The sequence below is a fragment of the uncultured Eudoraea sp. genome (genome assembly GCF_947258925.1).
Classification (GTDB): Bacteria; Bacteroidota; Bacteroidia; order Flavobacteriales; family Flavobacteriaceae; genus Eudoraea.
Genome location: NZ_CAMYKG010000020.1, coordinates 73,676 through 81,029, shown reverse-complemented (window position 1 = coordinate 81,029; position 7,354 = coordinate 73,676). Strand labels below are relative to the sequence as shown.

The window sequence follows — 7,354 nt, the reverse complement described above, 5'->3', positions numbered from 1 at the left end:
TTTGTATCCGCTCCACTGTTTAAATCAGCCAGCAATACACTTACAGTATTGCCGTCACTATCTGTAAGGTTCAGATTAGTGCCATCTTCAGTGAGGCTAACATTTGTTGTATTGGTATCAGAATCAATATCGGTTAAGAGTACACTTACAGTATTACCATCACTATCGGTAAGGTTCAAATTAGTACCATCTTCTGTCAGGCTCACATTTGTTGTATTTGTATCGGAATCTATATCGGTCAATAGCACGCTAACTGTATTACCATCACTATCCGTGAGAATAAGGTTTGTTCCGTCCTCAGTTAGACTTGTATTAGTGGTATTAGTATCTGTAGCAATATTAATCTCCGTTAACGGAATAGTTACATTTCCCCCATCACTATCTGTAAGAATGAGATTAGTTCCATCCTGAGTAAGTGTAGCATTTGTTGTATTGGTATCGGTATCAATGTTGGCTAATGGAATGGTTACCTGTCCACCGTCACTATCAGTGAGTATTAGGTTTGTTCCATCCTCCGTAACACTAACATTAGTCGTATTGGTATCTGCGCCAACATTTATATCTGCTAAAGGAATGGTTACATTTCCACCATCGCTATCAGTGAGAATGAGATTAGTTCCATCCTGGGTTAGTGTGGCGTTAGTTGTGTTAGTATTAACATCAGTTAAAGGAATAAATAAGGTTCCTCCATTATCTGTAATTTCAATATTACCAGCATTAACTTCAAAAGAAAAATTCAATTCATCAGTTGGTACTCCTCCACCGGCGGCAACAATGTTATCATCTACGTATTTTTTAGTTGCAGCGTCTTGATTATCATCAGGATCCAGGAGATTCTCAATTTGTAATGCCCCTGCATCACTTCCTATGGCTAACACTTCAGCAAGATTCTGATTTCCTCCAATCAAGGATGTCAAATCTATGGGTGTACCTCCATTTTCTAATGTTAAGAGGTTGCCAGGTTCTAGAGTGAGCTGTTGGTTATCAGTATTTGAAAATGAAGTTAAATCAATAGGTGTCCCACCATTTTCCAATGTTAAGAGGTTCCCTGGTTCCAAAGTTAATTGCTGGTTATCAGTATTTGAAAATGGCGTTAAATCTATGGGCGTCCCTCCTCTTTCTAAGGTTAACAAATTACCTGGTTCTAAGGTCAATTGTTGATTATCGGCTCCAACAACACTAAGAGCACTGAGATCTACTGTAGCACCTGTATCTGAGTTCGTTAGACCAAGGATGTTCGTAGCAGGATCAAAAGTCAAATCTGTCAATTCATTTGTGGCATCCGTATCACCGTCGGCGGCAATGGCAGCAGTATTGGTGGCTATATTATTCTGTAATGTAGTATCATCATAAAACGCACCACCATCTGTTCCACTAACAATAATTGAATTATTAGCGTCAGCGCTTACAATAGTTTGGGCAGAACCACCTATCTGGTTATCAACATATGTCTTAACCGCATTTTGACTAGGATACAACGTATTAGAAGTGCCTAAATTAATATCGGTGGACTTATTTGCAAGATCTTCTTTTAGCAATAACGAGGCCGTATTGGCATCAATATTATTCTGCAAGGGTGTAGCGTTAAAGAATGCTCCACCATCCGAACCTGGTGTAATAGAATTAGGTGAATCTCCACTTACGATGGTTTGCGTAGATCCTGAAATGGCATTGTCTACATAAAATTTCGTAGCAGCATCTTGTGGATCTGTAGGATTTGTTAGATTAATAATTTTGTCGTTTGCAGAATTACCTGTGCCCAAAACCTGATCTAAATTCTGTATTTCATTGGTCGCATCCGTATCCCCATCGGCAGCTATAGCAGCCGTATTGGCCGCAATGTCATTTAGCAGGGTTGTATTATCATAAAAAGCGCCTCCATTGTCCGCGATTGCATTATTTGGGGCGGCACTTACAATATCTGCTCCCGTAATATATCCTGCATCATTGTTAAAATCGTTCAGGGTTACCTGGTTGTAGTCTATTTCGGCATCGGCCACCGTATTGTCCTGTAGTTCTTCACTACCCACAGAATCCGGTGCCAGTTTATCTGAAGTAATGGAATTATTCTGGATGTCATTGCTGCTAATACTGAAATCCACAATGTTTGCGCCTGTGATTTCGCTAACTTCAAAATTTCGGTTCCCCCCGTTTTCTGTTATAACAATAGTACTTGTAGGATTCACAATTGGATCCGCGCTAAAGGATAACCCCAGGGTTTCACAAAGGTTGAGCCAGGCACTACCGTCGTAAAAGAATAAACATTGTTCTTCTGTATTGTATACAACGGCACCTTGCAAAGGCACAATACTATTCATCTGCTGGGTATTGACCCTGGTAATAACCAGTGCCCTGTTTGTACTTTCCAATTCCAAAACGGAAGAGGCGTCAATATTTTGTGGGTTGTCACCAATTTTAATTTGTCCAGAAAGAATATTGCAAAGACAAAAACCTACCAGGGTTATCAGGAATTTCATTTTCATTTTGGTATGCTTTAAGTTAGCAGGAATCATATATGTCGCCTATTTAATCATTGCATTTCTCGCACTTAAAAAAGCAGGTACATACAGATGTAAATCAGTTTATTATTCTCGCGTATCGGGGACTAACAAAAATAGAATTATATCAACAGATAGCTAACTTTATACTCCGAAATACTAGATTATAGGGTAAAAGGAATGGTTCAACGATTTAATACCACAATTTATCTGATATGGCTGCAATAATTATGCGTAAAAGCTAACTTTCCCTTATTGGTAATTCGTAAATTAACAAAAGTTTAATGGCATCAAATTTTTTTATCACAAGAACATACATTTTCTTTATAAATTAGAGTATTCTTAAAATCCAAAAAGTTACCTATGATTCGTAAACTACTTTTTATTTTGACATTGTTTTGTATGGTCATAGGTACTGCACAGCAAGATGAACGCGTAATTCTTCGTGGTAAAGTGTTGTATAGAAATTCGAATGTACCCAATGAGAATGTCATAAATAGTACCTCCCAAATGGCCACAATTACAAATGATAATGGAGAATTTGCGATACGGGTAAAGTTGGATGACGAAATAGTATTTACTTCTATAAATTACCAGATTGAAGTGGTAAAAATTACCCAGCAGATCCTGGATAATAACAGATTGGTAGTAGAAGTAAATGAGAAAGTTACTGAATTAGACGAAGTAGTTGTAAGTCCGGAAAACCAAAGAAAGTTCCTTGAGCTTCAAAACGAGGAATTTAAGAAATTTGAATACGAGACGGATCAGTCAACTGAGGTAGTAAACATTGCTCAAGATAAGATATCGCGGGGGATGCTCAAGGATGGAATTAATTTTGTAAATATATTTAAAGCGCTTGTAAATACCAGAAAGGAAGAGCCAAGTGAGGAAACAAAACCATTAAAGGTTAGCGAAGTATTGAGGTTGGTTTATGACGATGAATTTTTTGTCTTAGACCTTAATATACCCCAGGATCAGATAGATGCTTTCTTAATTTATTGTGATGAAAAGATACCTCCCCGTTCCTTGTTACAAAAAGAAAATGAATTCGAACTCATTGATTTTCTGGTGACTCAGAGTAATATTTTTTTAAAACAGATGAATGCTAAGGAATAGGATATTTTTCCTCTTATTTGTTTTTATAGGTATCAGTGCTTCCGCACAAACTGTATATTTTTCTAAGTTGGTTGGTAAGGTTACAAACCTAAACAAAGGCGTTGCGGATGTTCATGTTATAAACACTTCCTCTGACAGGGCTACCATTACAGATGCGGATGGGCGTTTTTCAATAGCTGCAAAACTAAATGATACCATATTTTTCTCTGCGGTTCAGTTTAAAAGAAAGGCATTGATCGTTTCAGCCGTAATGATAGAGAGTACTTCAATAGTTGTACCCTTAGACGAATTTATTAATGAGTTGGATGAGGTTGTGGTACGTCCCTATAACCTCTCTGGTGATCTTAGCAGGGATATGAATAGTATAACTAAGGAAAAAGTTTATGTTGCATCTACATTAGGCCTTCCTAATGCCTATGTAAAACCGATCACGCAGGCAGCCCGAAAGCTTAACGAGGCTACTACAGGAGGCGGGCTCGTACCTTTAAATCCTATAATTAATGCTATTAGCGGCAGGACTAAATATCTCAAGAAAGTATTAGCTACACAAGAAAAATACGCCAGGACTGTCAGGGTGAGGGAATATTATGCAGATTCATTGTTTGTTAAGCATCTGAATATACCGGAGAACAAAATAGATGACTTCATGTACTTTTGCGAGGTGGATACCGCTTTCGCGAGTGTAGTGGATAGTCATGATAAATTAAAAATCTGGGAATATCTTAAACTTCGCAGTAATGCCTACAGGCAGGGTGCTGATGATGACTAAATTTGCCAATGGCACGAATCTTGCAAAATTATATTGTGTATTTATTTAAAACATTTGCTTTGCGCTATTTTATACTCTTTATCATACTTCCTTTTTTTGCATTTACTACTTTGCACAAGTTTTATTTGAGTGTAACCAATATTGATTATTCCAAAGAAGACAATGCTTTGCAAATTACCAGTCGGATCTTTATTGACGACCTTGAAAATGTGCTGGAAAAGCGCTATGGAGTCAAAACCTATTTAGCGACAGCGAAGGAATCAGATAAGGCTGACTTTTATATTGAAAAATATCTTCGGACCAAACTAGTTGTAAAAACAAATGGCAAAAACAGATCTTTTGTGTTTTTGGGAAAGAAATACGATAATGACCTGATGATTTGTTATCTGGAAATTGAAGAAATTGATCTGTCGACCATAAAAAATATTGAAGTTGAAAACGATATCCTTACGGATATGTTTGAAGATCAGCAAAATATTCTCCATTATAGAATCAATGGCACAAAGAAAAGTTTTGTCCTGGTGAAGGAAAATAATAAAGGAATGTTAAACTTGTAATGTTTTGAGCTACAATTAGTTGAAATATTCTAAATTCGCCAATTCTAATAAGAAATCCACCACATGAATAGACTAAATTGTTCCCTCACCCTAGTTTTGTTTTTAGCAGTTACTTTAGGTTTTGCCCAGCAGGATATTAAAAATGAAAGAGAGCCCGGCCATTCCAACCAAAGTAAATTCAAACAGCTCTACGAAGAATTTGCCACCCCGAACACATACAGGTCTGCCTCCGGAATTCCAGGTCCGGATTATTACCAACAACAGGCAGATTACCAAATAGATATTGAACTAGACGATAAGAATGCTAAAATCTATGGGGAAGAAACCATTACCTATTTCAATAATTCACCCGATGATTTGGAGTACTTATGGCTTCAATTAGATCAGAATGTAAGAGCTAAGGATTCAAAATCTCCTCTTCGAAATGATAACTCCTTGGCCATGGTGTATAGTTCCGAAAAATTTGTTGAAAAGTTAATGCCAAAAACTTTCGATGGTGGATTCAATATTGAATATGTAAAAGATGTAAGTGGCAAAGACTTACCCTATACTATAAATCAAACCATGATGAGAATAGACATGCCACAGTTGCTCAAAAGTGGAAGTCAGGTTTCATTTTCAATAAAGTGGTGGTACAATATTCCGGACCATACAGTAGATCGTGCCAGATCTGGATATGAATATTTCGCTAAAGACGGCAATAGGTCTTATGTTATCGCCCAATTTTTCCCGAGGATGGCTGTCTACAGCGATGTTGAGGGATGGCAGAATTATCAGTTTTGGGGTAGGGGTGAGTTTGCTTTACCTTTCGGGGACTACGAGGTTAATATAACCGTTCCTGCAGATCATATCCTGGATGCTACAGGGGAATTGACCAATAGGAAAGAGGTGTTTTCGAAGGAGATGATGCAGCGATATGAGCAGGCTAAAAAATCTTACGATAAGCCGGTTCTTATAGTGACCCAGCAAGAGGCCGAAGAGGCGGAAAAAGGATTTTCTGAAGAGAAAAAAACCTGGAAATTTAAGGCAAAAAATGTAAGGGATTTTGGATTTGCTAGTTCAAGAAAGTTCATCTGGGATATGCAGGCCGTGAAAATAGGAGCAAAGGATGTAATGGCCGTTTCTTTATATCCAAAAGAAGGTAATCCGTTATGGGAAGAATTTTCTACCAAAGCTGTAGCCAGTACTTTAAAATCGTATTCAGCACATACTTTTGATTATCCTTATCACAAAGCGATTTCTGTGCACGCCAAGAATCAGGGAATGGAATATCCCATGATTTGTTGGAATTACGGAAGACCGGAGGAGGATGGAAGTTATTCAGATCGTGTAAAATTTGGGATGATAAGTGTTATTATTCATGAAGTTGGGCATAATTTTTTCCCGATGATTGTAAATTCTGATGAACGTCAATGGGGTTGGATGGATGAAGGTCTCGATACCTTTATGCAGTATATTGCCGAACAGGAATATGGAGAAGCGTTCCCCGAAGACATTTCCCCAAACAAAGCGTATCCGTCCAGAAGGGGCGCACCAGCAAAGATAGTTCCCTATATGAGCGGGGATCAATCTACCATTTCGCCTATTATGTCCAATCCGGAGAATGTATACCAATTGGGTCCAAATGCTTATGGTAAACCTGCCACGGCTCTTAACATTCTGAGGGAAACTGTGATGGGCAAAGAATTGTTCGACTACGCGTTTAAGACCTACGCACAAAGATGGAAATTTAAGCATCCAACACCCGAGGATTTCTTTAGAACAATGGAAGACGCTTCTGCGGTGGACCTGGATTGGTATTGGAGAAGCTGGTTCTATACCACAGATTATGTGGATATAGGAATTAAAGGTGTGAAAAAATATTACGTAAGCGAGAAGCCAACACAGAAAATGAAGGATTATATGGCTTCAAGAGGTCTTACGGAGGCAAATTTCCCGCCATTATTATACATGGTTGATGCAGAAAGTGAAGATTTTGAAGAAGGTCTTAAAGGACAAAAACCTTCTGAGAGTATACAGACCTTAGGGGAGTACATGATGGATAATATGACTGCTGAAGAACGTGCTCAGGTCAGTGAACCAAAATATTTTTACGAGATAGTTTTTGATAAGCCCGGAGGAATACCAATGCCTGTAATTGTTGAATATACGTATGCAGATGGTTCAAAAGAGAATGTAACCTACCCACCGCAAATTTGGAGGAAAAATGATAGGGAGTTTAAACGTGTTATTTCTTCTGAAAAAGAACTTATTGGAATTGTTGTGGATCCTAAAGCAGAAACAGCCGATATTGATACTACTAACAATGCATGGCCCAAAAAAGAACAACGGTCAGAATTTGAACAGTTTAAACAAAATATCAAAGGAAAATAATAATTTCACCTAATAGTAGTTAATAGTCCTGATACACTAAT

4 protein-coding genes and 1 pseudogene are annotated in these 7,354 nt (G+C 37.9%); 4 read left to right on the top strand and 1 reads right to left on the bottom strand.

Annotation, left to right across the window (positions count from 1 at the left end):
* Positions 1–2,477, bottom strand: a pseudogene (locus Q0X77_RS09075) (hypothetical protein); the annotation flags it as partial.
* A 384-nt stretch (positions 2,478–2,861) separates the two neighbouring features.
* On the opposite strand from Q0X77_RS09075, the gene Q0X77_RS09070 reads away from it, so the two are divergent.
* The 4 genes from Q0X77_RS09070 to Q0X77_RS09055 all read left to right on the top strand — a co-directional run bounded on the left by Q0X77_RS09070 (position 2,862) and on the right by Q0X77_RS09055 (position 7,313).
* Entirely contained in the window at positions 2,862–3,614 is a 753-nt protein-coding gene (locus Q0X77_RS09070; RefSeq protein WP_297796212.1) for a carboxypeptidase-like regulatory domain-containing protein, read from the top strand.
* Positions 3,601–4,383 (top strand): hypothetical protein, encoded by a 783-nt coding sequence (locus Q0X77_RS09065; RefSeq protein WP_297796210.1) that lies wholly within the window; start codon positions 3,601–3,603, stop codon positions 4,381–4,383. The genes Q0X77_RS09070 and Q0X77_RS09065 overlap by 14 nt, the downstream gene beginning before the upstream one ends.
* Before the next feature lie 8 nt (positions 4,384–4,391).
* The gene (locus Q0X77_RS09060; protein ID WP_297796208.1) at positions 4,392–4,940 is read left to right on the top strand and encodes a DUF6702 family protein; all 549 of its coding nucleotides are present in this window, start codon (positions 4,392–4,394) and stop codon (positions 4,938–4,940) included.
* 63 nt (positions 4,941–5,003) lie between these two features.
* Positions 5,004–7,313 (top strand): M1 family metallopeptidase, encoded by a 2,310-nt coding sequence (locus Q0X77_RS09055; RefSeq protein ID WP_297796206.1) that lies wholly within the window; start codon positions 5,004–5,006, stop codon positions 7,311–7,313.
* The last annotated feature ends 41 nt before the right edge of the window (positions 7,314–7,354 follow it).

What these genes read in the sequence shown, in the direction of transcription:
- Q0X77_RS09070 (WP_297796212.1), top strand. Translation starts at nt 2,862, where the DNA reads ATGATTCGTAAACTACTTTTTATTTTGACATTGTTTTGTATGGTCATA.
- Q0X77_RS09065 (WP_297796210.1), top strand. Translation starts at nt 3,601, where the DNA reads ATGCTAAGGAATAGGATATTTTTCCTCTTATTTGTTTTTATAGGTATC.
- Q0X77_RS09060 (WP_297796208.1), top strand. Translation starts at nt 4,392, where the DNA reads ATGGCACGAATCTTGCAAAATTATATTGTGTATTTATTTAAAACATTT.
- Q0X77_RS09055 (WP_297796206.1), top strand. Translation starts at nt 5,004, where the DNA reads ATGAATAGACTAAATTGTTCCCTCACCCTAGTTTTGTTTTTAGCAGTT.